This is a genomic window from Streptomyces sp. O3 (assembly GCF_054788135.1).
Genome location: NZ_JBTVYK010000027.1, coordinates 33,658 through 57,363 on the forward strand (window position 1 = coordinate 33,658; position 23,706 = coordinate 57,363).

Sequence of the window (23,706 nt, forward strand, 5' to 3'; positions counted from 1 at the left end):
ATCGAACGGACGGCAGGTGCCGGACGGACGGCGTCGGCGGACGGCAAGCGACCGACGGCAGGCGGCGGACGGTAGCGGTAGACGTCGGCAGCGGCCCCGCCCGGATCCGCGGGGCCGTTCTCGTACCCTTGAGCGCGTGCAGGAACTCCACGACGCCCCACTCGCCCCGCTGACCACCTTCCGGCTCGGTGGCCCCGCGACCCGACTGATCACCGCGACGACCGACGACGAGGTGGTCGCGGCCGTCCGCGCGGCCGACGCCGCCGGTACCGAACTGCTGGTCATCGGCGGCGGCAGCAACCTGGTCATCGGGGACCAGGGCTTCGCCGGAACCGCCCTGCGGATCGCCACCACCGGCTTCGCGCTCGACGGTACGAAGCTGGAGCTCGCGGCGGGCGAGGTGTGGACCGACGCCGTCGCCCGCACCGTCGACGCGGGCCTCGCGGGCATCGAGTGCCTAGCCGGAATTCCGGGCTCCGCCGGCGCCACGCCGATCCAGAACGTCGGCGCGTACGGCCAGGAGGTCTCCTCCGTCATCACCGAAGTCGTCGCGTACGACCGGACGACCGGCCAGACGGTCACCCTGCCGAACGCGGAATGCGCCTTCGCGTACCGCCACAGCCGCTTCAAGGCCGACCCCGGCCGCTACGTCGTCCTGCGCGTCCGCTTCGAGCTGGAGGACGCCGACGGGCTGAGCGCGCCCCTGAAGTACCCCGAGACGGCCCGCGCGCTCGGCGTCGAGGCGGGCGACCGCGTCCCGCTGGCCACCGCGCGCGAGACGGTGCTGAAGCTGCGCGCGGGCAAGGGCATGGTGCTCGACCCCGAGGACCACGACACCTGGTCGGCCGGGTCGTTCTTCACCAACCCGGTCCTCGACGCGGATGAGCTCGCGGCCTTCCACGCGCGCGTGGCCGACCGGCTCGGCCCCGACGTCACCCCGCCCGCGTACCCGGCGGGCGAGGGCCGTACCAAGACCTCGGCGGCCTGGCTGATCGACAAGGCCGGGTTCACCAAGGGGTACGGCGCCGGACCGGCCCGGATCTCCACCAAGCACACGCTGGCCCTCACCAATCGCGGCGAGGCCACCACGGACGACCTGCTCGCCCTCGCCCGCGAGGTCGTCGCCGGGGTGCGGGACGCCTTCGGAGTCACGCTGGTCAACGAGCCGGTGACGGTCGGCGTCAGCCTCTAGCCGACCCCTGGACCTCCCGCCGGCCCCCTGGACCTCTCGTCGGCCCCCTGGATCCCGTCGGCCCCTAGGCCTAGTAGGCGACCGTCACGGCCTGCTAGAACGCCGCCGGGTCGTCGATCATCGCCAGCATCGCGTGGGCCACATCGGCCCGCCCGATGATCCCGCCGCCGCGCAGGTTCTCGTTGTACGCCGTCCGGTACGCGCGCGTCAGCGGCCTGTTCAGCAGCTTCGGGGGGCGTACCAGCGTCCAGTTCGTCGCGCTCCGCCCGACGCATTCCTCCATCCGCGCGAGGTCCGTGTAGACGGGCCGCAGCAGGGTGCCGACCAGCGGCCCCACCACGCGGCGCTGCACCAGCGTCTGGTCCTTCGGCTGCGGCGCCAGCGGGGCCGCGCTCACCGCGAGGAAGCGCCGGGCGCCCTCCATGTCCAGCGCCTGGAGAACCGGACGGGTGAGCCGCGTCGCGATCCCCGCGCGGGCGTCCCGCATGCCGCGGGCCCCGAGGCCGGAGAGCACCGCGTCGCGCCCCGACACGGCGGAGCCCAGTGCCTCCGGGTCGGAGAGATCCGCCGTACGCACCTGGAGCCCTTCGCCGGTCACCGTCAGCCTGGCCGGGTCGGATCCTGGACGCCGCGCACACCCTGATGCTCAGCGTCGGGCTCGTCCGGGCTACCACCAAGGAGATCGCCAAGGAGGCGGGCTGCTCCGAGGCCGCGCTCTACAAGTACTTCGCGAGCAAGGAAGAACTGTTCGTGACCGTGCTGCGCGAGCGACTGCCGCGGCTGGCCCCGCTGCTGCGTCAGCTCATCGAGGAGCCGGGGGAGCGGAGCGTCGAGCAGAACCTCACCGAGATCGCCCGCGCCGCCGCGCTGTTCTACGAGCAGAGCTTCCCGATCGCCGCGTCGCTGTACGCCGAGCCCCAGCTCAAGCGCCGCCACGAAGCGGCCATGCGGGAGCGGTTGCGGGGGATCGGCTGACGTCTGGTTCAGCCGTTCAGCCGTTCAGCCGCTCAGTCGCGTCAGTCGGCGTTCAGCCAGGCGTCGACGCCGGTCAGCAGGCGCTGCCGTACGTCCGCGGGCGCGGCCGACGCGCGGACCGACTGGCGGGCCAGCTCGGCCAGCTCGGCGTCGTCGAACCCGTGCCGGGTGCGCGCGATCTCGTACTGCGCGGCCAGCCGCGACCCGAACAGCAGCGGGTCGTCCGCGCCCAGCGCCATCGGCACCCCGGCGTCGTACAGGGTGCGCAGCGGTACGTCCTCGGGCTTGTCGTACACCCCGAGCGCGACATTGGACGCCGGGCACACCTCGCAGGTCACCCCGCGCTCTGCGAGCCGCCGCAGCAGCGCCGGGTCCTCCGCGGCCCGTACGCCGTGCCCGATCCGCGCCGCGGCCAGGTCGTCCAGGCAGTCCCGCACCGACGCGGGCCCGGTCAGCTCACCGCCGTGCGGCGCCGCGAGCAGCCCGCCCTCGCGGGCGATCGCGAAGGCCCGGTCGAAGTCCCTGGCCATGCCGCGCCGCTCGTCGTTGGAGAGCCCGAAGCCGACGATCCCGCGGTCCGCGTAGCGCACCGCGAGCCGCGCCAGCGTCCGCGCGTCCAGCGGGTGCTTCATCCGGTTCGCCGCCACCAGCACGCGTATCCCGAGCCCGGTCTCGCGGGACGCGGAGTCCACCGCGTCCAGGATGATCTCCAGCGCCGGGATCAGCCCGCCGAGCCGGGGCGCGTACGAGGTCGGATCGACCTGGATCTCCAGCCAGCCCGAGCCGTCCGCGAGATCCTCCTGCGCGGTCTCGCGCACCAGCCGCTGGATGTCGTCGGGCTCGCGCAGACACGAGCGGGCCATGTCGTACAGCCGCTGGAAGCGGAACCAGCCCCGCTCGTCCGTCGCCCGCAGCCGCGGCGGCTCCCCGCTGGTCAGCGCGTCGGGCAGATGGACGCCGTACTTGTCGGCGAGCTCGATCAGGGTCGAGGGCCGCATCGACCCGGTGAAGTGCAGATGCAGATGGGCCTTGGGCAGCTGGGTCAGATCACGTACGCGCGCCATTCACCGATCTTGCCGTACGGAACCGCCGTCCGGGTAGCCGCTTTCTCCCACGAGGTACCGGCCCGAACGAACAAACGGGCCCCCGGCCGAAGCCGGGGGCCCGCTCGCGCCTACGCGCGCGTGCGCGTCAGTCCCGCGCCTCGGCCAGCAGCTTCTGCATCCGCGAGACGCCCTCGACCAGGTCCTCGTCGCCCAGCGCGTACGAGAGCCGCAGGTAGCCCGGCGTGCCGAAGGCCTCGCCCGGTACGACCGCGACCTCGACCTCGTCCAGGATCAGCGCGGCCAGCTCGACCGTGGTGGCCGGGCGCTTGCCGCGGATCTCCTTGCCGAGCAGGCCCTTCACCGAGGGGTACGCGTAGAACGCGCCCTCGGGCTCGGGGCAGACGACGCCGTCGATCTCGTTCAGCATCCGCACGATGGTCTGACGGCGCCGGTCGAAGGCCGTACGCATCTCGGCCACGGCGGTCAGATCGCCGGACACGGCCGCGATGGCGGCGGCCTGCGCCACGTTGGAGACGTTGGACGTGGCGTGCGACTGGAGGTTGGCCGCGGCCTTGACCACGTCCTTCGGGCCGACGACCCAGCCGACCCGCCAGCCGGTCATCGCGTACGTCTTGGCGACGCCGTTCACGACGACGCACTTGTCGCGCAGCTCGGGCACGACCACCGGCAGTGAGCAGAACTCGGCGTCGCCGTACACCAGGTGCTCGTAGATCTCGTCGGTCAGGACCCACAGGCCCTTCTCGGCGGCCCAGCGGCCGATCTCCTCGACCTGCTCGCGCGTGTAGACCGCGCCGGTCGGGTTCGACGGCGAGACGAAGAGGAGGACCTTGGTGTTCTCCGTGACGGCGGCCTCGAGCTGCTCCACGGAGACCCGGTAGCCGGTGGTCTCGTCCGCGGTGACGTACACCGGCACACCGCCCGCGAGCTGGATCGACTCGGGGTACGTGGTCCAGTACGGGGTCGGCACGATGACCTCGTCGCCCGGATCCAGGATCGTGGCGAAGGCCTCGTAGATGGCCTGCTTGCCGCCGTTGGTGACCAGGACGTTCGCGGCCTCGACCTCATAGCCGGAGTCGCGCAGCGTCTTCGCGGCGATGGCGGCCTTCAGCTCGGGCAGGCCGCCGGCCGGGGTGTAGCGGTGGTACTTCGGGTTGCGGCAGGCCTCGACGGCGGCCTCGACGATGTAGTCCGGCGTCGGGAAGTCGGGCTCGCCCGCACCGAAGCCGATCACCGGGCGCCCGGCGGCCTTGAGGGCCTTGGCCTTGGCGTCGACGGCGAGGGTGGCGGACTCGGAGATCGCACCGATGCGGGCGGAGACCCGGCGCTCGGTCGGAGGAGTTGCAGCGCTCATGGACCCCATCACAACACAGGCCGAAGCGCGGGCGCAGCGCAGTCTGTTCGACGCGGAGGCGCAGACCACGTACACTCTTCCCTCGTTGGCCCTCATCGGCCGCGCCCACCGTGCGCACACCGCGCACTCGGGTGGATGCGGTAGGTTGGGGGAAATCAAAGGGTCGTAGCTCAATTGGTAGAGCACTGGTCTCCAAAACCAGCGGTTGGGGGTTCAAGTCCCTCCGGCCCTGCTACACACACCTTTCGCCAGGATGTGTGCGCATGTATGTACCGCAATGCACAGCCGTGCGGCTCAGCCGGGCGCGGCACGGCCACGACCCGGAATCAGGTGAGGACGAGTGACGGACGCCGTGGGCTCCATCGACATGCCTGATGCCCCGGACGAGGCGGACAAGAAGAAGGGCCGCAAGGGCGGCAAGCGCGCCAAGAAGGGCCCGTTCGGCCGCTTCGCGCTCTTCTACCGGCAGATCGTCGCCGAACTCCGCAAGGTCGTCTGGCCGACTCGTCATCAGCTCACCACTTACACCACAGTGGTCATTATCTTCGTTGTCATCATGATCGCGTTCGTGATGACGGTTGACTTCGGCTTCGCGGAAGCCGTCAAGTACGTCTTCGGCTAGAACCAGAAGTCGAGTGAAGGGCGCCCTCTCGGCGTCCCTTCGCGCGTTCCACCCATATGTATCCAGGAAGAAGCAGCCACAGTGTCTGACCCGAACCTGAACGACGCCGCTGAGCCTCGCGGGGGCGCTGTCGAGTCCGTAGCGGACGAGCTCGGCATCGTCGAGGCGGCGGACTCCCTGGACCCGGACCAGGCCGAGGCTGCCGACGCCGCCGCGGGCACGCCCGCGGAAGAGGCCGCCCTGCACGTCGAGGACGCGTCCGAGAGCGCCGCCTCGACCGATGCTGACGCGACCGACGCCGACGCGACCGAGGCCACGGACGAAGCCGCGGACGAGACCGAAGCCGCGGACGAGACCGAGGCCGAGGCCGCGGACGTCGAGCCCGCCGAGCCGGTCGACCCGATCGCGGCCCTGCGCGAGGAGCTCCGCTTCCTGCCCGGCGAGTGGTACGTCATCCACACCTACGCCGGTTACGAGAACCGCGTGAAGACCAACCTGGAGCAGCGCGCCGTCTCGCTGAACGTCGAGGACTTCATCTTCCAGGCCGAGGTGCCGCAGGAAGAGGTCGTCCAGATCAAGAACGGCGACCGCAAGACCATCCGTCAGAACAAGCTCCCCGGCTACGTCCTGGTGCGCATGGACCTGACGAACGAGTCCTGGGGCGTCGTCCGCAACACCCCTGGCGTCACCGGCTTCGTGGGCAACGCCTACGACCCGTACCCGCTGACCCTGGACGAGATCGTCAAGATGCTCGCCCCGGAGGCCGAGGAGAAGGCCGCCCGCGAGGCCGCCGAGGCCGAGGGCAAGCCGACGCCGCAGCGCAAGGTCGAGGTCCAGGTCCTGGACTTCGAGGTCGGCGACTCGGTCACCGTCACCGACGGCCCGTTCGCGACGCTGCAGGCGACGATCAACGAGATCAACGCCGACTCGAAGAAGGTCAAGGGCCTGGTCGAGATCTTCGGCCGCGAGACCCCGGTCGAGCTGAGTTTCGACCAGATTCAGAAGAACTGACTTCTGGACCTCTGGCACCACCGCTTCCGACCAGGTCAGACCGGCCCCCAAAGCCGGTCTGACCTGCTCGGTTTTTAGCCGCATACAGATACCCGTTATCGTTGTGCGGTATGCCTCCATCCGGATGACCGGATGTGGGCGGATCACTCTCACTAGGACCCGGAGAGAGCAATGCCTCCCAAGAAGAAGAAGGTCACGGGGCTTATCAAGCTCCAGATCCAGGCCGGCGCAGCCAACCCGGCCCCGCCGGTCGGCCCCGCGCTGGGTCAGCACGGCGTCAACATCATGGAGTTCTGCAAGGCCTACAACGCCGCGACCGAGTCGCAGCGCGGTTGGGTCGTGCCGGTGGAGATCACGGTCTACGAGGACCGCTCCTTCACCTTCATCACCAAGACCCCGCCGGCCGCCAAGATGATTCTCAAGGCCGCGGGCGTCGAGAAGGGCTCCGGCGAGCCGCACAAGACCAAGGTCGCCAAGGTCACCGAGGCGCAGATCCGCGAGATCGCGCAGACCAAGATGGAAGACCTCAACGCCAACGACCTGGACGCCGCGTCCAAGATCATCGCTGGCACCGCCCGTTCCATGGGCATCACGGTCGAGGGCTGAACCCCACCCGTCTCGAACCCCTGTGGCAGGGCCAGCGCTGGCCCGCACCACAACTCCATCCCTGAACTCCAGGAGTAGCAGTGAAGCGCAGCAAGACTCTCCGCGCTGCGGACGCGAAGATCGACCGGGACAAGCTCTACGCCCCGCTCGAGGCCGTCCGTCTCGCCAAGGAGACCTCCGCGACCAAGTTCGACGGCACCGTCGAGGTCGCCTTCCGTCTGGGCGTCGACCCGCGCAAGGCCGACCAGATGGTCCGTGGCACCGTGAACCTCCCGCACGGCACCGGTAAGACCGCCCGGGTCCTGGTCTTCGCGACCGGTGACCGTGCCGAGGCCGCGCTCGCCGCGGGCGCCGACATCGTCGGCTCCGACGAGCTGATCGACGAGGTGTCGAAGGGCCGTCTGGACTTCGACGCCGTCGTCGCCACCCCGGACCTCATGGGCAAGGTCGGCCGCCTCGGCCGGGTCCTCGGCCCGCGTGGTCTGATGCCGAACCCGAAGACCGGCACCGTCACCCCCGATGTCGCCAAGGCTGTCAACGACATCAAGGGCGGCAAGATCGAGTTCCGTGTCGACAAGCACGCGAACCTGCACTTCATCATCGGCAAGGTGTCCTTCGACGACACCCAGCTGGTGGAGAACTACGGCGCGGCGCTGGAGGAGATCCTCCGTCTGAAGCCGTCCGCCGCGAAGGGCCGCTACATCAAGAAGGCCGCCATCACCACCACGATGGGCCCCGGCATTCCGCTGGACGCGAACCGCACCCGCAACCTCCTCGTCGAGGAGGACCCGGCCGCCGTCTGAACCTGACGGTGCGCTGAAGCGTGGCCGGGCCCCGCACTCCTCGACTCGTCGGGGGGCGCGGGGCCCTGGCTTTTTCTGTTCGAGTGGTTCGGGCGATGCGATAGCGTCCGGGAAGAACGACATCACACAAGGGTGGGGACATGAGCACACGTATGCACCAGCGGGCGTACCGGCGGACCGGAGTGGCACTGGTGGCCTCGGCGGCCATGGTCGGTGTCGCGGGCTGCGGTGGCAGCGACGACGGAATCGCGGGCAAGTGGCGCGAGAAGGACCAGTCCCGTTCGACGGCGACGGATGTCCTGACCGCCGCGTACGAGAAGACCGCGGCCGCCAAGTCGGCCAAGATCGATGTGTCGGTCCAGATGCCCGAGGGCATGGAGGGCACGGAGGGCATGGAGGGGGGCGGCGATCTGAAGCTCTCCGGCGTCATGGGCTGGGACCCGACCGTCATGGACGTCACGATGGACGGCTCGGCCTTCGGCAGCGCACCGGGAGCCCCGGACAAGATCCGGATGCTCTGGCGCGACAACGTCATGTACATGGACATGGGCGATGCCGCCAAGGACGAGATGGACGGCAAGCGCTGGATGAAGCTGGACCTGGCCGCCATGGCCGAGGAGTCCGGCGACGCCGACCTCATGAAGCAGATGACCGGCGGTCTGGACGACATGAACCAGGACCCGGCGGAGCAGCTGGCGATGCTGCTGGAGTCGCCCAACCTCAAGCACGTCGGTCCGCAGAAGGTCGACGGCGTGGAGACCCAGCACTACAAGGGCACGCTCACCGTCTCGGAGATGGCGGAGAGCAACGACTCCCTCAGCATGCTGGACAAGAAGGATCGCGACGAGCTCCTCGACACGATCGAGAAGGCGGGCATCAAGGGGTACGACACCGAGGTCTGGGTGAACGAGGACGGCTACCCGGTCCGGATGGACGTCGGCATGGACAGCCCCGAGGGCACGGTCAAGATGTCGGCGAAGTACTCCGACTACGACACCAAGGCTGAGGTGGAGACCCCGCCCGCCAGCGAAACCGTTGACCTCGTGGAGATGCTGAAGAAGATCGGGGAGGACGCCTTGGGCGAGGACGGCGAGAACGGCGAGGGCGATCAGGCAGGCATCGGCGGTACCGACGGCGACGTCTGAGCGCGACCGCGGGGCACGCGCGCCGGGCCCGATTTGCTCGGCGCGTACGCCTTCGCGTACTCTTCCACGGAAGCCAAAGACCGCTGGTCGTTGCCGTGCCCATCCTGTGGGCGTGGTGGCCGAAGGAATCCGCTGAACTGCGGACGGCCCGCGCAGGTGTCTGTGGAGTAGCTCCCGCCGGATCTTACGATCCGTCCGGTCGAGCCACGCCCCGTGCGCCCGCGCCGGGGCGTTTCGTCTTGTAGAGCTCCCTTCTTCACGTGCCTGATGCAGGCGGTCCGGCGAACGCGGCTGATCGAAAGGTCAGTCGAGGATCATCACCCCGGAAGGAGGCCGAGGCTCATGGCGACGTCCGACAAGGTCGCAGCCGTTGCGGAGATCACGGAGAAGCTCCGTGCGTCCAACGCAACTGTTGTGACGTCCTACACCGGACTGACCGTGGCGCAGCTCAAGCAGCTCCGCCGTTCTCTCGGCGAGAACGCTCAGTACCGTGTGGTGAAGAACACGCTGACCAAGATCGCGGCCAACGAGGCCGGGATCCCGCTGGACGAGCACCTCAAGGGCTCGACGGCTGTCGCCTTCGTGACCGGTGACCCGGTCGAGGCGGCGAAGGGTCTTCGTGACTTCGCCAAGGAGAACCCCGCTCTCGTCATTCAGGGCGGTGTCCTTGAAGGCAAGGCGCTGTCCGCCGACGAGATCAAGAAGCTTGCGGACCTCGAGTCCCGCGAGGTTCTGCTCAGCAAGCTGGCGGGTGCCATGAAGGGCAAGCAGTCCCAGACTGCCGCGCTCTTCCAGGCGCTTCCGTCGAAGTTCGTCCGCACCGCGGAAGCGCTTCGCGCCAAGCAGGCCGAGCAGGGCGGTGCCGAGTAATTCGGCTCGCGTCATGACCGCCGCCCGCTAGGGCGTCGGTCGCAGCGGGCCCGAACGTACGCCCGCCACACATGTACATCCGGCACCAGCCGAATTAGTGGAAGGACGCCATCATGGCGAAGCTCAGCCAGGACGACCTGCTCGCACAGTTCGAGGAGATGACCCTCATCGAGCTCTCCGAGTTCGTGAAGGCCTTCGAGGAGAAGTTCGACGTCACCGCCGCCGCCCCGGCCGCCGTCGCCGTCGCCGCCGGCGGCGCCGCCGCCGGTGGCGAGGAGGCCGCTGCCGAGCAGGACGAGTTCGACGTCATCCTGACCGGCGCCGGCGACAAGAAGATCCAGGTCATCAAGGTCGTGCGTGAGCTGACCTCGCTGGGTCTGAAGGAGGCCAAGGACCTCGTCGACGGCACCCCGAAGCCGGTCCTCGAGAAGGTCGCCAAGGACGCCGCGGACAAGGCCAAGGAGGCCCTCGAGGGCGCCGGCGCCTCCGTCGAGGTCAAGTGACCTCACTGGCTCCCCGAGTCGCTGACTCGGTGAACCAGCGTCCCGCGCACCTTCGGGTGTAACGGATTGCTCGCCAAGGGCGATCACCCATGTGGGTGGTCGCCCTTCGGCGTTCCCGTGACGGGTGCCTTGCACTGGGAGCTGTGCCGAGTATGGTGATCTTCGTCGTACGCGGCTTCGGACAGGGGGGCCTTGACGAACCGCACGCAGCGCGCAATTCTCAGGACGCGTCGTCACATCGATCCGGGATCCGAGGCATGGATCGATGGCGAACAGGGCAGTGTGGATATGGCGTCACTGCGGCGAGGGGTCTGCCGCGGTGGCTGACAACAGCAAGCCTCCGAGGGAGTCGTGGGTCGTATCAAAACCCGCTCTGGACATCAGTGTGCCAAGTGGCTACACTGACCCTTTGCGCTGCCTGTTAGCTGCCTCCTGTCCGTCACCAGGGGCATGCCCACGCTTGAGCACCGTCGACTGAGCATCCCTGATCTGGGATTTCTTTTGGAGTGCTCGATTGTGGGACCGGTACGCGCGTAGTGAGTCCGAGCCCTCGGAAGGACCCCCTCTTGGCCGCCTCGCGCAACGCCTCGACCTCCAATACGAACAACGGCGCCAGCACCGCCCCGCTGCGCATCTCCTTTGCAAAGATCAAGGAGCCCCTCGAGGTTCCGAACCTTCTTGCGCTGCAGACCGAGAGCTTTGACTGGCTGCTCGGCAACGACGCCTGGAAGGCTCGTGTCGAGGCGGCTCTGGACAGCGGACAGGACGTCCCCACCAAGTCCGGCCTCGAGGAGATCTTCGAGGAGATCTCCCCCATCGAGGACTTCTCCGGGTCGATGTCGCTGACGTTCCGCGACCACCGCTTCGAGCCTCCGAAGAACTCCATCGACGAGTGCAAGGAGCGCGACTTCACGTACGCCGCGCCGCTCTTCGTCACCGCCGAGTTCACCAACAACGAGACCGGCGAGATCAAGTCCCAGACGGTCTTCATGGGCGACTTCCCGCTCATGACCAACAAGGGCACCTTCTGCATCAACGGCACCGAGCGTGTCGTGGTGTCCCAGCTGGTCCGCTCGCCGGGTGTCTACTTCGACTCCTCGATCGACAAGACGTCCGACAAGGACATCTACTCCGCCAAGATCATCCCCTCGCGGGGCGCCTGGCTGGAGATGGAGATCGACAAGCGCGACATGGTCGGCGTGCGCATCGACCGCAAGCGCAAGCAGTCCGTCACCGTCCTCCTGAAGGCGCTCGGCTGGACCACCGAGCAGATCCTGGAGGAGTTCGGCGAGTACGAGTCCATGCGCGCCACCCTGGAGAAGGACCACACCCAGGGTCAGGACGACGCGCTGCTCGACATCTACCGCAAGCTGCGTCCGGGCGAGCCCCCCACGCGTGAGGCTGCGCAGACGCTGCTGGAGAACCTCTACTTCAACCCCAAGCGCTACGACCTGGCGAAGGTCGGCCGCTACAAGGTCAACAAGAAGCTGGGCGCGGACGCCCCGCTGGACGCGGGCATCCTCACGGTCGAGGACATCATCGCCTCGATCAAGTACCTGGTGAAGCTGCACGCCGGCGAGACCGAGACGGTCGGCGACAGCGGCGCGACGGTCGTCGTCGAGACGGACGACATCGACCACTTCGGCAACCGCCGCCTGCGCAACGTCGGCGAGCTCATCCAGAACCAGGTCCGTACGGGCCTGGCGCGGATGGAGCGCGTCGTGCGCGAGCGCATGACGACCCAGGACGTCGAGGCGATCACGCCGCAGACCCTGATCAACATCCGGCCGGTCGTCGCCTCCATCAAGGAGTTCTTCGGCACCAGCCAGCTGTCGCAGTTCATGGACCAGAACAACCCGCTGTCGGGTCTCACCCACAAGCGCCGTCTGTCGGCGCTCGGTCCGGGTGGTCTCTCGCGTGAGCGGGCCGGCTTCGAGGTCCGTGACGTGCACCCGTCGCACTACGGCCGCATGTGCCCGATCGAGACCCCCGAAGGCCCGAACATCGGTCTGATCGGCTCGCTCGCCTCGTACGGCCGGGTCAACGCCTTCGGCTTCGTCGAGACGCCGTACCGCAAGGTCGTCGACGGCACGGTCACCGACGACGTCGACTACCTGACCGCCGACGAGGAAGACCGCTTCGTCATCGCGCAGGCCAACGCGACGCTCAACGACGAGATGAGCTTCGCCGAGCCCCGCGTGCTGGTCCGCCGCCGCGGCGGCGAGGTCGACTACGTGCCCGGCACCGAGGTCGACTACATGGACGTCTCGCCGCGCCAGATGGTGTCGGTCGCGACCGCCATGATCCCCTTCCTGGAGCACGACGACGCCAACCGCGCCCTGATGGGCGCGAACATGATGCGCCAGGCCGTGCCGCTGATCACCGCCGAGTCCCCGCTCGTCGGCACCGGCATGGAGTACCGCTGCGCGGTCGACGCCGGCGACGTGATCAAGGCCGAGAAGGACGGTGTCGTCCAGGAGGTCTCGGCCGACTACATCACCGTCGCCAACGACGACGGCACGTACACCACGTACCGCGTCGCCAAGTTCTCCCGCTCCAACCAGGGCACGTCCGTCAACCAGAAGGTCCTGGTCGACGAGGGCGCTCGGGTCATCGAGGGCCAGGTGCTCGCCGACGGTCCGGCGACCGAAGACGGCGAGATGGCGCTCGGCAAGAACCTGCTCGTGGCGTTCATGCCGTGGGAGGGCTACAACTACGAGGACGCGATCATCCTGTCGCAGCGCCTCGTCCAGGACGACGTCCTCTCCTCGATCCACATCGAGGAGCACGAGGTCGACGCCCGTGACACCAAGCTCGGCCCCGAGGAGATCACGCGGGACATCCCGAACGTCTCCGAGGAGGTGCTCGCCGACCTCGACGAGCGCGGCATCATCCGGATCGGCGCCGAGGTCGTCGCCGGCGACATCCTGGTCGGCAAGGTCACGCCCAAGGGCGAGACCGAGCTGACCCCCGAGGAGCGCCTGCTCCGCGCGATCTTCGGCGAGAAGGCCCGCGAGGTCCGCGACACCTCGCTGAAGGTCCCGCACGGCGAGATCGGCAAGGTCATCGGCGTCCGCGTCTTCGACCGCGAAGAGGGCGACGAGCTGCCGCCGGGCGTGAACCAGCTGGTGCGCGTCTACGTCGCGCAGAAGCGCAAGATCACCGACGGTGACAAGCTCGCCGGCCGCCACGGCAACAAGGGCGTCATCTCCAAGATCCTGCCGATCGAGGACATGCCGTTCCTGGAGGACGGCACCCCGGTCGACATCATCCTGAACCCGCTGGGCGTCCCGTCCCGAATGAATCCGGGACAGGTCCTGGAGATCCACCTCGGCTGGCTCGCCAGCCAGGGCTGGGACGTCTCCGGCCTGAGCGAGCAGTGGGCCCAGCGGCTCCAGGGCATCGGCGCCGACCGCGTCGAGCGCCGTACGAACGTGGCGACCCCGGTGTTCGACGGCGCGCGCGAGGACGAGCTCGCGGGCCTGTTCGAGCACGCCCTGCCGAACCGTGACGGCGACCGCATGATGCTGCCGTCCGGCAAGGCGCGGCTGTTCGACGGCCGTTCGGGTGAGCCGTTCCCGGACCCGATCTCGGTCGGGTACATGTACATCCTGAAGCTGCACCACCTGGTCGACGACAAGCTGCACGCCCGGTCGACCGGCCCGTACTCGATGATCACCCAGCAGCCGCTGGGCGGTAAGGCCCAGTTCGGTGGCCAGCGCTTCGGTGAGATGGAGGTGTGGGCGCTGGAGGCATACGGCGCCGCGTACGCCCTCCAGGAGCTGCTGACCATCAAGTCCGACGACGTCACTGGCCGCGTGAAGGTCTACGAGGCCATCGTCAAGGGCGAGAACATCCCCGAGCCCGGCATCCCCGAGTCCTTCAAGGTGCTCATCAAGGAGATGCAGTCCCTGTGCCTGAACGTGGAGGTGCTGTCGTCGGACGGTATGTCCATCGAGATGCGCGACACGGATGAGGACGTCTTCCGCGCCGCGGAGGAGCTCGGTATCGACCTGTCCCGGCGCGAGCCGAGCAGCGTCGAAGAGGTCTGACGGGCCTGGCCGGGGCTCCCCGATCGGGAGCCCCGGTCGCCCCGGACCCGTACAGACCATGATGTAGAGCCCATTTCTCGCTCACGCGAGGGGCACGACCCTGAAAGAGGGATTGACGACAGTGCTCGACGTCAACTTCTTCGACGAGCTGCGGATCGGCCTGGCGACCGCGGACGACATCCGAACCTGGTCCCACGGCGAGGTCAAGAAGCCGGAGACCATCAACTACCGCACCCTCAAGCCCGAGAAGGACGGACTCTTCTGCGAGAAGATCTTCGGTCCGACCCGCGACTGGGAGTGCTACTGCGGTAAGTACAAGCGTGTCCGCTTCAAGGGCATCATCTGCGAGCGCTGCGGCGTCGAGGTCACGCGCGCCAAGGTGCGCCGTGAGCGGATGGGCCACATCGAGCTGGCCGCGCCCGTCACCCACATCTGGTACTTCAAGGGCGTCCCGTCGCGCCTGGGCTACCTGCTCGACCTGGCCCCGAAGGACCTTGAGAAGGTCATCTACTTCGCCGCGTACATGATCACGTACGTGGACGAGGAGCGCCGCACCCGCGACCTGCCCTCGCTGGAGACGCACGTCTCCGTCGAGCGTCAGCAGATCGAGAACCGCCGCGACGCCGACCTGGAGGCCCGCGCCAAGAAGCTCGAGACCGACCTGGCCGAGCTGGAGGCCGAGGGCGCCAAGGCCGATGTGCGCCGCAAGGTGCGCGAGGGCGCCGAGCGTGAGATGAAGCAGCTGCGCGACCGCGCGCAGCGCGAGATCGACCGTCTCGACGAGGTGTGGAACCGCTTCAAGAGCCTCAAGGTCCAGGACCTGGAGGGCGACGAGCTGCTCTACCGCGAGCTGCGCGACCGTTTCGGCACGTACTTCGACGGCTCGATGGGTGCCGCGGCGCTGCAGAAGCGCCTGGAGTCCTTCGACCTGGACGAGGAGGCCGAGCGCCTCCGCGAGATCATCCGTACCGGCAAGGGCCAGAAGAAGACCCGCGCGCTCAAGCGCCTCAAGGTCGTCTCGGCGTTCCTGCAGACCAGCAACAGCCCCAAGGGCATGGTGCTGGACTGCGTCCCGGTCATCCCGCCGGACCTGCGTCCGATGGTGCAGCTGGACGGTGGCCGCTTCGCGACCTCCGACCTGAACGACCTGTACCGCCGTGTGATCAACCGCAACAACCGCCTCAAGCGTCTCCTTGACCTCGGCGCCCCCGAGATCATCGTGAACAACGAGAAGCGGATGCTGCAGGAGGCCGTCGACGCGCTGTTCGACAACGGCCGCCGCGGCCGCCCGGTCACCGGTCCCGGCAACCGCCCGCTGAAGTCCCTCAGCGACATGCTGAAGGGCAAGCAGGGCCGGTTCCGGCAGAACCTGCTCGGTAAGCGTGTGGACTACTCCGCGCGTTCCGTCATCGTCGTCGGCCCGCAGCTCAAGCTGCACCAGTGCGGTCTGCCGAAGTACATGGCGCTGGAGCTCTTCAAGCCGTTCGTGATGAAGCGCCTGGTCGACCTGAACCACGCGCAGAACATCAAGAGCGCCAAGCGCATGGTCGAGCGCGGCCGCACGGTCGTGTACGACGTGCTGGAAGAGGTCATCGCCGAGCACCCGGTGCTCCTCAACCGTGCGCCGACCCTGCACCGCCTCGGCATCCAGGCCTTCGAGCCGCAGCTGGTCGAGGGCAAGGCCATCCAGATCCACCCGCTCGTGTGCACCGCGTTCAACGCGGACTTCGACGGTGACCAGATGGCCGTGCACCTGCCGCTGTCCGCGGAGGCGCAGGCCGAGGCCCGCATCCTGATGCTGTCCTCGAACAACATCCTCAAGCCCGCCGACGGCCGCCCCGTCACCATGCCCACCCAGGACATGGTGCTCGGTCTCTTCTTCCTCACCACGGACAAGGAGATGCGGGACGTCAAGGGCGAGGACCGCGGCTTCGCGTCCACGGCCGAGGCGGTCATGGCCTTCGACGCCGGTGAGCTCTCGCTCCAGGCGCCGATCGACATCCGCTTCCCGGTGGGCACCATGCCGCCGCGCGGCTGGACCCCGCCGGCCCGCGAGGAGGGCGAGCCCGAGTGGCAGCAGGGTGACAGCTTCCGGCTGCGGACGACCCTGGGCCGCGCGCTGTTCAACGAGCTGCTGCCCGAGGACTACCCGTTCGTCGACTACTCGGTGGGCAAGAAGCAGCTCTCCGAGATCGTCAACGACCTCGCCGAGCGCTACCCCAAGGTCATCGTGGCGGCCACGCTCGACAACCTGAAGGCGGCCGGCTTCCACTGGGCGACCCGCTCCGGCGTCACCGTCGCCATCTCCGACGTCGTCGTTCCCGCGGCGAAGAAGGAGATCGTCGCCAGCTACGAGGCGCAGGACGAGAAGGTCCAGAAGCAGTACGAGCGCGGTCTGATCACCAAGGACGAGCGCACCAACGAACTGATCACCATCTGGACCCGTGCGACCAACGACGTCGCCGAGGCCATGAACGAGAACTTCCCGAAGACCAACCCCATCTTCATGATGGTGGACTCCGGTGCTCGCGGAAACATGATGCAGATGCGTCAGATCGCCGGTATGCGCGGTCTGGTGTCCAACGCCAAGAACGAGACCATCCCGCGGCCCATCAAGGCGTCGTTCCGTGAGGGTCTGTCCGTGCTGGAGTACTTCATCTCCACGCACGGCGCCCGTAAGGGTCTGGCGGACACCGCCCTGCGTACCGCCGACTCGGGTTACCTGACCCGTCGTCTGGTGGACGTCTCGCAGGACGTGATCATCCGCGAGGAGGACTGCGGCACCGACCGCGGCCTCAAGCTGAAGATCGCGGGCAAGGGCGCCGACGGGGTGCTCCGCAAGGCCGACAACGTCGAGTCGTCGGTGTACGCGCGGATGCTCGCCGAGGACGTCGTCGTGGACGGCAAGGTCATCGCGCCGGCCAACGTCGACCTGGGTGACGTCCTGATCGACGCCCTGGTCGCCAACGGCGTCGAGGAGGTCAAGACCCGCTCGGTCCTGACCTGCGAGTCGGCGGTCGGCACCTGCGCCTACTGCTACGGCCGTTCGCTGGCCACCGGCAAGCTGGTCGACATCGGTGAGGCGGTCGGCATCATCGCCGCCCAGTCCATCGGTGAGCCCGGCACCCAGCTGACGATGCGTACCTTCCACACCGGCGGTGTGGCCGGTGACGACATCACCCAGGGTCTGCCGCGTGTCGTCGAGCTCTTCGAGGCCCGGTCGCCGAAGGGCATGGCGCCGATCTCGGAGTCGTCCGGACGCGTCCGGATCGAGGAGACCGAGAAGACCAAGAAGATCGTCGTCACCCCGGACGACGGCAGCGACGAGATCGCCTTCCCGATCTCCAAGCGCGCCCGTCTGCTGGTGGGCGAGGGCGACCACGTCCAGGTCGGCCAGAAGCTCACCGTGGGTACCGAGAACCCGCACGACGTGCTGCGTGTGCTCGGTCAGCGCGCGGTCCAGGTCCACCTGGTCGGCGAGGTCCAGAAGGTCTACAACTCGCAGGGCGTGGCGATCCACGACAAGCACATCGAGATCATCATCCGGCAGATGCTGCGCCGGGTGACGATCATCGAGTCCGGCGACGCGGAGCTGCTGCCGGGCGAGCTGGTCGAGCGCGGCAAGTTCGAGACCGAGAACCGTCGTGTGGTCAAGGAAGGCGGCCACCCGGCCTCCGGCCGTCCGCAGCTGATGGGTATCACCAAGGCCTCGCTGGCCACCGAGTCGTGGCTGTCGGCGGCGTCCTTCCAGGAGACGACCAGGGTCCTGACCGACGCGGCGATCAACGCCAAGTCGGACTCCCTGATCGGCCTCAAGGAGAACGTCATCATCGGTAAGCTCATCCCGGCCGGTACGGGTCTGTCCCGCTACCGCAACATCCGGGTGGAGCCCACCGAGGAGGCCAAGGCCGCGATGTACTCGGCCGTCGGCTACGACGACATCGACTACTCGCCGTTCGGCACCGGCTCCGGCCAGGCCGTCCCGCTGGAGGACTACGACTACGGTCCGTACAACCAGTAGGCAGGCGACAGCGTCAGACCGCAGGGCGGCTCCCCTCTCGGGGGAGCCGCCCTGCGGCGTTTCGCCGCGACCCGTCTTCCGGGAACCTGGCCGTGGATGCCGTTCGTCAGAGATGATGGAGGCGGCCTGGGGGGAGAGGCGGTGAGGTGCTGACATGTCGATGGAGTGGCACGGCTGGCAGGCCGGACAGAATGCGATGATGCGCGCTTCGCACGCGGACCGGGAGCGCGCGGCCGACGTACTGAAGGCCGCCTACGCCGAAGGGCGGCTCGACAAGGCCGCCTACGACGACCGGCTGGCACGGGTGCACCACGCGGGCACCTACGGCGAGCTCAGCACCCTGCTCGCCGATCTGCCGCAGGGCCCGGTGCCGGTGTTCCGCCCGCCGACGTACCACCAGCCCCCGGCCTATCCGCCGGCCGCGCCGCACCAGCACCCGCCGCCGCAGACGTTCTGGGCGGCCCCGCCGCCCCAGCAGACCACCAACGGCTACGCCACCGGGGCCCTGGTCTGCGGCCTGCTCACCCCGGTGACCATGGGGATGACCGCCATCCCCGCGGTGATCCTGGGGCACACCGCGCGCGCCGCGATCGCCCGCACCGGCGAGCGCGGGGACGGCTCGGCGGTGACCGGCCTGGTGCTCGGGTACGCGGCGATCGTCTTCTGGCTGGTGATCATCGGGTTCGGGATGCTGGCCGCGGCGGCGGGCGTCTGAGCCGTGCGCCCGGCCGCGGATCAGGCCGTGTGACGTGGCCAGCGGCGATTCCGCTCTGGGCGGCTCTTTCTCTTTTGACCAGAGCCCGTAGGGTAGGTACGCTCAGACCTTGTGCCTGGGGTGTGCCCAGGCTCCCGTGCGTGCCCTAGTCCGTGCGGCGAGCCTCGACTGAGTCACACCGTAATCCGCGCCCTTTCGCCTGCTTCGTTCGGCGGGAGTCCGCGGTATTCGACACACCCGACCGCGTGGGTCGGAGACGTTCCAGGTTAGCTTTATACGGCACACAGAAACCGGAGAAGTAGTGCCTACGATCCAGCAGCTGGTCCGTAAGGGCCGGCAGGACAAGGTCGAGAAGACGAAGACGCCGGCCCTGGAGGCTTCGCCCCAGCGCCGCGGCGTCTGCACGCGTGTGTTCACCACCACCCCGAAGAAGCCGAACTCGGCCCTCCGTAAGGTCGCGCGTGTGCGTCTGACCTCCGGTATCGAGGTCACGGCGTACATTCCGGGTGAGGGGCACAACCTGCAGGAGCACTCCATCGTGCTCGTGCGTGGCGGTCGTGTGAAGGACCTGCCGGGTGTTCGCTACAAGATCATCCGCGGTGCGCTCGACACCCAGAGTGTCAAGAACCGCAAGCAGGCCCGCAGCCGCTACGGCGCCAAGAAGGAGAAGTAAGAATGCCTCGTAAGGGCCCCGCCCCGAAGCGCCCGGTCATCATCGACCCGGTCTACGGTTCTCCTCTGGTGACCTCGCTCATCAACAAGGTGCTGCTGAACGGCAAGCGCTCCACCGCCGAGCGCATCGTGTACGGCGCCATGGAGGGCCTGCGCGAGAAGTCCGGCAACGACCCGGTGATCGTCCTCAAGCGCGCGCTCGAGAACATCAAGCCGACCCTCGAGGTCAAGTCCCGCCGTGTCGGTGGCGCCACCTACCAGGTGCCGATCGAGGTCAAGCCCGGTCGCGCCAACACGCTCGCGCTGCGCTGGCTCGTGGGTTACTCCCGCGCCCGCCGCGAGAAGACGATGACCGAGCGCCTGATGAACGAGCTGCTCGACGCCTCCAACGGCCTCGGCGCTGCCGTCAAGAAGCGCGAGGACACGCACAAGATGGCCGAGTCCAACAAGGCCTTCGCGCACTACCGCTGGTAGTCAGTACCCACATCGAGACCGAGAGAAGACTGAAGCCTTATGGCTACCACTTCGCTTGACCTGGCCAAGGTGCGCAACATCGGCATCATGGCCCACATCGACGCGGGCAAGACGACGACCACCGAGCGGATCCTGTACTACACCGGTGTCTCGTACAAGATCGGTGAGGTCCACGACGGCGCCGCCACGATGGACTGGATGGAGCAGGAGCAGGAGCGCGGCATCACGATCACGTCCGCCGCGACGACCTGCCACTGGCCGCTCGAGAACGTCGATCACACCATCAACATCATCGACACTCCGGGGCACGTCGACTTCACCGTAGAGGTGGAGCGTTCGCTGCGCGTCCTGGACGGTGCCGTGACGGTGTTCGACGGTGTCGCCGGTGTCGAGCCGCAGTCCGAGACCGTCTGGCGTCAGGCGGACCGTTACGGCGTGCCGCGTATCTGCTTCGTCAACAAGCTGGACCGCACCGGTGCGGAGTTCCACCGCTGCGTGGACATGATCGTCGACCGCCTGGGCGCGACCCCGCTGGTCATGCAGCTGCCGATCGGCGCTGAGGCCGACTTCAAGGGCGTCGTCGACCTGGTCACGATGAAGGCCTTCGTCTGGTCCGCCGAGACCAAGCTGGGCGAGGCCTACGACATCGTCGACATCCCGGCCACGCACACCGAGGCCGCCGACGAGTGGCGCGGCAAGCTGCTCGAGGCCGTCGCGGAGAACGACGAAGAGGTCATGGAGCTGTACCTGGAGGGCCAGGAGCCCACCGTGGAGCAGCTGTACGCGGCGATCCGCCGTATCACCATCGCCTCCGGCAAGGGCGGCGGCACCACCGTCACCCCCGTGTTCTGCGGCACCGCGTTCAAGAACAAGGGCGTGCAGCCCCTGCTCGACGCGGTCGTGCGTTACCTGCCGTCCCCGCTGGACGTCGAGTCCGTCGAGGGCCAGGACGTCAAGGACCCCGAGCAGGCCATCGTTCGCAAGCCGAGCGACGAGGAGCCGCTGGCCGCCCTCGCGTTCAAGATCGCGAGCGACCCGCACCTGGGCAAGCTCACCTTCATCCGGGTCTACTCCGGACGCCTGGAGGCCGGCACCGCGGTGCTGAACTCCGTCAAGGGCAAGAAGGAGCGCATCGGCAAGATCTACCGCATGCACGCCAACAAGCGTGAGGAGATCGACTCGGTGGGCGCCGGCGACATCGTCGCCGTCATGGGCCTGAAGCAGACCACCACCGGTGAGACGCTCTGCGACGACAAGAAGCCGGTCATCCTGGAGTCCATGGACTTCCCGGCGCCGGTCATCCAGGTCGCGATCGAGCCCAAGTCCAAGGGTGACCAGGAGAAGCTGGGTGTCGCCATCCAGCGTCTCGCGGAGGAGGACCCCTCCTTCCAGGTTCACTCGGACGAGGAGACCGGCCAGACCATCATCGGTGGTATGGGCGAGCTCCACCTCGACGTCCTCGTCGACCGCATGAAGCGCGAGTTCAAGGTCGAGGCCAACGTCGGCAAGCCGCAGGTCGCGTACCGCGAGACGATCCGCAAGACCGTCGAGCGCGTGGACTTCACCCACAAGAAGCAGACCGGTGGTACCGGTCAGTTCGCCAAGGTGCAGATCGCGATCGAGCCGATCGAGGGCGGCGACTCGTCCTACGAGTTCGTCAACAAGGTCACCGGTGGCCGCATCCCGCGGGAGTACATCCCGTCGGTGGACGCCGGTGCGCAGGAGGCCATGCAGTTCGGCATCCTGGCCGGTTACGAGATGGTGGGCGTCCGCGTCACCCTGATCGACGGTGCCTACCACGAGGTCGACTCCTCCGAGCTCGCCTTCAAGATCGCCGGTTCGCAGGCGTTCAAGGAGGCCGCGCGCAAGGCCAGCCCCGTGCTGCTCGAGCCGATGATGGCCGTCGAGGTCACCACGCCCGAGGACTACATGGGCGACGTCATCGGCGACATCAACTCCCGCCGTGGCCAGATCCAGGCCATGGAGGAGCGCGGCGGCGCCCGTCTCGTGAAGGGCCTCGTGCCGCTCTCGGAGATGTTCGGCTACGTCGGAGACCTCCGCAGCAAGACTTCGGGTCGCGCAAGCTACTCGATGCAGTTCGACTCCTACGCCGAGGTTCCCCGGAACGTCGCCGAGGAGATCATCGCGAAGGCCAAGGGCGAGTAACTCACCCGAGTTCACGCTTTAGGCTTATCACCGGTGCCTGAGGGGCATTCCGACCCGCTACGGGTGGGAATGCCCCCAGGCCCCGGCATCCCAGCAAAGATCACCTGGCGCCGATGAGTAAGGCGTACCAGAACCACTCCACAGGAGGACCCAGTGGCGAAGGCGAAGTTCGAGCGGACTAAGCCGCACGTCAACATCGGCACCATCGGTCACATCGACCACGGTAAGACGACCCTCACGGCCGCCATTACCAAGGTGCTGCACGACGCGTACCCCGACCTGAACGAGGCCTCGGCCTTCGACCAGATCGACAAGGCTCCCGAGGAGCGCCAGCGCGGTATCACGATCTCCATCGCGCACGTCGAGTACCAGACCGAGGCGCGTCACTACGCCCACGTCGACTGCCCGGGTCACGCGGACTACATCAAGAACATGATCACCGGTGCCGCGCAGATGGACGGCGCCATCCTGGTGGTCGCCGCCACCGACGGCCCGATGCCGCAGACCAAGGAGCACGTGCTCCTGGCCCGCCAGGTCGGCGTTCCGTACATCGTCGTCGCCCTGAACAAGGCCGACATGGTGGACGACGAGGAGATCCTGGAGCTCGTCGAGCTCGAGGTCCGTGAGCTCCTCTCCGAGTACGAGTTCCCGGGCGACGACGTTCCGGTCGTCAAGGTTTCCGCTCTGAAGGCCCTGGAGGGCGACAAGGAGTGGGGCGAGTCCGTCCTCAAGCTCATGCACGCCGTGGACGAGGCCATCCCGCAGCCCGAGCGCGACGTCGACAAGCCGTTCCTGATGCCGATCGAGGACGTCTTCACGATCACCGGTCGTGGCACGGTCGTCACCGGCCGCATCGAGCGTGGTGTCCTCAAGGTCAACGAGACCGTCGACATCATCGGCATCAAGGAAGAGAAGACCACCACCACGGTCACCGGCATCGAGATGTTCCGGAAGCTGCTGGACGAGGGCCAGGCCGGTGAGAACGTCGGTCTGCTCCTCCGCGGCATCAAGCGCGAGGACGTCGAGCGCGGCCAGGTCATCATCAAGCCCGGTTCGGTCACGCCGCACACCGAGTTCGAGGCCCAGGCCTACATCCTGTCGAAGGACGAGGGTGGCCGCCACACCCCGTTCTTCAACAACTACCGCCCGCAGTTCTACTTCCGTACCACGGACGTGACCGGCGTGGTGGAGCTCCCCGAGGGCACCGAGATGGTCATGCCCGGCGACAACACCGAGATGAGCGTCAAGCTCATCCAGCCCGTCGCCATGGAGGAGGGCCTGAAGTTCGCCATCCGTGAGGGTGGCCGGACCGTCGGCGCCGGCCAGGTCACCAAGATCGTCGCCTGAGTGACGCTCTGACCTGGTAGCCCGCGCAGCGGGCGACAGCTCGAACCGGAGCCCCCGTACACCTTGGGTGTACGGGGGCTCCGGCCGTTCCGTACCCGCGCACGCGGGCGATGG

Annotated in this window: 18 protein-coding genes, 1 tRNA gene and 1 pseudogene; 17 read left to right on the top strand and 3 right to left on the bottom strand. The window is 67.9% G+C overall.

The features are described from left to right. The first annotated feature begins 16 nt into the window (after positions 1 to 16). The gene (locus tag ACX6XY_RS15630) at positions 17 to 1,192 is read left to right on the top strand and encodes a UDP-N-acetylmuramate dehydrogenase (RefSeq protein ID WP_460330645.1); all 1,176 of its coding nucleotides are present in this window, start codon (positions 17 to 19) and stop codon (positions 1,190 to 1,192) included. 94 nt (positions 1,193 to 1,286) lie between these two features. Here ACX6XY_RS15630 and ACX6XY_RS15635 read toward each other — a convergent pair whose 3' ends face one another. Continuing rightward, positions 1,287 to 1,790: an NAD(P)-dependent oxidoreductase gene (locus ACX6XY_RS15635; RefSeq protein WP_460330648.1), complete on the bottom strand. Its 504-nt coding sequence runs from the start codon at positions 1,788 to 1,790 to the stop codon at positions 1,287 to 1,289. A gap of 20 nt (positions 1,791 to 1,810) precedes the next feature. Between ACX6XY_RS15635 and ACX6XY_RS15640 the strand changes: the two are divergent. Further along, a pseudogene (locus tag ACX6XY_RS15640) lies at positions 1,811 to 2,146 on the top strand (TetR/AcrR family transcriptional regulator); the annotation flags it as partial. 62 nt (positions 2,147 to 2,208) lie between these two features. Here the strand turns inward: ACX6XY_RS15640 and ACX6XY_RS15645 are convergent. Together ACX6XY_RS15645 and ACX6XY_RS15650 are read right to left on the bottom strand one after the other, a co-directional pair. Then, complete coding sequence (locus ACX6XY_RS15645; protein ID WP_460330651.1) at positions 2,209 to 3,231, bottom strand: adenosine deaminase; 1,023 nt, start codon at positions 3,229 to 3,231, stop codon at positions 2,209 to 2,211. 127 nt (positions 3,232 to 3,358) lie between these two features. After that, positions 3,359 to 4,585, bottom strand: coding sequence for a pyridoxal phosphate-dependent aminotransferase (locus ACX6XY_RS15650; protein ID WP_460330653.1), 1,227 nt, complete (start codon positions 4,583 to 4,585; stop codon positions 3,359 to 3,361). 159 nt (positions 4,586 to 4,744) lie between these two features. Here ACX6XY_RS15650 and ACX6XY_RS15655 point away from each other — a divergent pair. The 15 genes from ACX6XY_RS15655 (at position 4,745) to tuf (ending at position 23,592) form a co-directional block, all read left to right on the top strand. After that, positions 4,745 to 4,817 (top strand) — tRNA-Trp (locus ACX6XY_RS15655). Between the two features lie 108 nt (positions 4,818 to 4,925). Further along, a complete protein-coding gene (gene secE, locus ACX6XY_RS15660) occupies positions 4,926 to 5,207 on the top strand; it encodes a preprotein translocase subunit SecE (protein ID WP_460330656.1) in 282 nt (93 codons plus the stop codon). 81 nt (positions 5,208 to 5,288) lie between these two features. After that, on the top strand, positions 5,289 to 6,218 hold the full coding sequence (gene nusG, locus ACX6XY_RS15665) for a transcription termination/antitermination protein NusG (protein ID WP_460330659.1): 930 nt from the start codon (positions 5,289 to 5,291) through the stop codon (positions 6,216 to 6,218). Positions 6,219 to 6,389: 171 nt separating this feature from the next. After that, positions 6,390 to 6,824, top strand: a complete 435-nt coding sequence (gene rplK / locus ACX6XY_RS15670) for a 50S ribosomal protein L11 (RefSeq protein WP_156726493.1) — start codon at positions 6,390 to 6,392, stop codon at positions 6,822 to 6,824. A gap of 80 nt (positions 6,825 to 6,904) precedes the next feature. Then, a complete protein-coding gene (gene rplA, locus ACX6XY_RS15675; RefSeq protein ID WP_460330663.1) occupies positions 6,905 to 7,627 on the top strand; it encodes a 50S ribosomal protein L1 in 723 nt (240 codons plus the stop codon). A gap of 140 nt (positions 7,628 to 7,767) precedes the next feature. Next, a complete protein-coding gene (locus tag ACX6XY_RS15680; protein ID WP_460330666.1) occupies positions 7,768 to 8,772 on the top strand; it encodes a hypothetical protein in 1,005 nt (334 codons plus the stop codon). A 342-nt stretch (positions 8,773 to 9,114) separates the two neighbouring features. Further along, positions 9,115 to 9,642 carry a 50S ribosomal protein L10 gene (rplJ, locus tag ACX6XY_RS15685; protein WP_460330669.1) on the top strand — a complete coding sequence of 176 codons (528 nt, stop codon included), beginning with the start codon at positions 9,115 to 9,117 and terminating at the stop codon, positions 9,640 to 9,642. A 113-nt stretch (positions 9,643 to 9,755) separates the two neighbouring features. Beyond that, positions 9,756 to 10,145, top strand: coding sequence for a 50S ribosomal protein L7/L12 (rplL, locus tag ACX6XY_RS15690; RefSeq protein ID WP_460330672.1), 390 nt, complete (start codon positions 9,756 to 9,758; stop codon positions 10,143 to 10,145). Between the two features lie 566 nt (positions 10,146 to 10,711). Continuing rightward, positions 10,712 to 14,197, top strand: a complete 3,486-nt coding sequence (rpoB, locus tag ACX6XY_RS15695) for a DNA-directed RNA polymerase subunit beta (protein ID WP_460330675.1) — start codon at positions 10,712 to 10,714, stop codon at positions 14,195 to 14,197. A gap of 121 nt (positions 14,198 to 14,318) precedes the next feature. Next, positions 14,319 to 18,218: a DNA-directed RNA polymerase subunit beta' gene (locus ACX6XY_RS15700; RefSeq protein WP_460330678.1), complete on the top strand. Its 3,900-nt coding sequence runs from the start codon at positions 14,319 to 14,321 to the stop codon at positions 18,216 to 18,218. A gap of 154 nt (positions 18,219 to 18,372) precedes the next feature. Beyond that, positions 18,373 to 18,933 (top strand): DUF1707 and DUF4190 domain-containing protein, encoded by a 561-nt coding sequence (locus ACX6XY_RS15705; RefSeq protein WP_460330679.1) that lies wholly within the window; start codon positions 18,373 to 18,375, stop codon positions 18,931 to 18,933. A gap of 301 nt (positions 18,934 to 19,234) precedes the next feature. After that, the gene (gene rpsL / locus ACX6XY_RS15710; protein WP_156726499.1) at positions 19,235 to 19,606 is read left to right on the top strand and encodes a 30S ribosomal protein S12; all 372 of its coding nucleotides are present in this window, start codon (positions 19,235 to 19,237) and stop codon (positions 19,604 to 19,606) included. Between the two features lie 2 nt (positions 19,607 to 19,608). Further along, complete coding sequence (gene rpsG, locus ACX6XY_RS15715; protein WP_460330682.1) at positions 19,609 to 20,079, top strand: 30S ribosomal protein S7; 471 nt, start codon at positions 19,609 to 19,611, stop codon at positions 20,077 to 20,079. Positions 20,080 to 20,118: 39 nt separating this feature from the next. Then, a complete protein-coding gene (fusA, locus tag ACX6XY_RS15720; protein ID WP_460330684.1) occupies positions 20,119 to 22,245 on the top strand; it encodes an elongation factor G in 2,127 nt (708 codons plus the stop codon). Positions 22,246 to 22,398: 153 nt separating this feature from the next. Next, a complete protein-coding gene (gene tuf / locus ACX6XY_RS15725; RefSeq protein ID WP_460330687.1) occupies positions 22,399 to 23,592 on the top strand; it encodes an elongation factor Tu in 1,194 nt (397 codons plus the stop codon). Positions 23,593 to 23,706: the final 114 nt, after the last annotated feature.

What these genes read in the sequence shown, in the direction of transcription:
- fusA (WP_460330684.1), top strand. Translation starts at nt 20,119, where the DNA reads ATGGCTACCACTTCGCTTGACCTGGCCAAGGTGCGCAACATCGGCATC.
- rplJ (WP_460330669.1), top strand. Translation starts at nt 9,115, where the DNA reads ATGGCGACGTCCGACAAGGTCGCAGCCGTTGCGGAGATCACGGAGAAG.
- rpsG (WP_460330682.1), top strand. Translation starts at nt 19,609, where the DNA reads ATGCCTCGTAAGGGCCCCGCCCCGAAGCGCCCGGTCATCATCGACCCG.
- ACX6XY_RS15705 (WP_460330679.1), top strand. Translation starts at nt 18,373, where the DNA reads ATGTCGATGGAGTGGCACGGCTGGCAGGCCGGACAGAATGCGATGATG.
- ACX6XY_RS15680 (WP_460330666.1), top strand. Translation starts at nt 7,768, where the DNA reads ATGAGCACACGTATGCACCAGCGGGCGTACCGGCGGACCGGAGTGGCA.
- ACX6XY_RS15645 (WP_460330651.1), bottom strand. Translation starts at nt 3,231, where the DNA reads ATGGCGCGCGTACGTGATCTGACCCAGCTGCCCAAGGCCCATCTGCAT.
- rplL (WP_460330672.1), top strand. Translation starts at nt 9,756, where the DNA reads ATGGCGAAGCTCAGCCAGGACGACCTGCTCGCACAGTTCGAGGAGATG.
- rplK (WP_156726493.1), top strand. Translation starts at nt 6,390, where the DNA reads ATGCCTCCCAAGAAGAAGAAGGTCACGGGGCTTATCAAGCTCCAGATC.
- ACX6XY_RS15650 (WP_460330653.1), bottom strand. Translation starts at nt 4,585, where the DNA reads ATGAGCGCTGCAACTCCTCCGACCGAGCGCCGGGTCTCCGCCCGCATC.